The organism is Bacillota bacterium (genome assembly GCA_024655925.1).
Lineage (GTDB): Bacteria > Bacillota > DTU025 > DTU025 > JANLFS01 > JANLFS01.
Genome location: JANLFS010000057.1, coordinates 1 through 853, shown reverse-complemented (window position 1 = coordinate 853; position 853 = coordinate 1). Strand labels below are relative to the sequence as shown.

General features: G+C 58.4%; 1 protein-coding gene. It reads left to right on the top strand.

All coding sequences use genetic code 11. The features are described from left to right. The first annotated feature begins 535 nt into the window (after nucleotides 1–535). Nucleotides 536–754, top strand: coding sequence for an IS110 family transposase (locus NUW23_09795; protein ID MCR4426465.1), 219 nt, complete (start codon nucleotides 536–538; stop codon nucleotides 752–754). The last annotated feature ends 99 nt before the right edge of the window (nucleotides 755–853 follow it).

Sequence of the window (853 nt, the reverse complement as noted above, 5' to 3'; positions counted from 1 at the left end):
GTGAAGATCCCCGAGTGTCCACGCGTGATCGTGTACCCGGGCACCATCAGGCCCCGCTTGCTCCAGGACCGCTCGGATGACCTCCTCCGCTGTGCCGGGCATCTCCATGAGTTCAGATGGGGTCAACATGAATATGGGGTTTCGTTCCACTCGGCGCATGCATTCAAGCTACTCTACGCTGGCCGTCGACACTTCACGCGGCTGCGGCCATTCAGGGAGTTTAATCCATAGCATTTCAGGGCCTCTGTGGCGCGTCATCCTCACCTCCGAGTCATTGCCATCGAATTTGCACACCGCACCACTGTATAGCCCGGTGTCATCCTGGGCCACGACTTCGAAAACCCGACCCCCTATGTTCTCCGTAAAGTATCGAGCCATACAGGACACTCCTTCTTCTGCGCGATGGAGTGGTTGAACCGAAAGGCACGAAGCGCTTTGGGAGCAAGTACGCTGCCTGGCTGCGTACAGTCAAGTTCGGCCTGCCTGCGCTAAACGCGGTGGTCCAAGAGTACGTGCTGGTTTTTGAGGAGACCGCTTGCCCGCACAGCTGAAGGGCTACGCTGGGTTGACGCCAAGCGAGCGTTCGAGCGGAGAATCCGTCAAGCGGGGCGGCATTGGGGAAACGGGCAGTTCGCATCTGAGACGGATCGTCACCGAGTTTGCGTGGGCGTACAGATATTTCCCGAGAGTGTTCGCTGCGATGCGGAAACGCCAGGAAGGACCCGATCCGGAGGCTCAGAGCATCGCCTATTAGGTAAGCAACCCGGCAGTGAACAGTTCCCTGCTCACATGGGCCTATCTAGCTGGTATAATGGCTGCCAGCTGAAGGGAGGGATTGCCCATGCCAATGCCA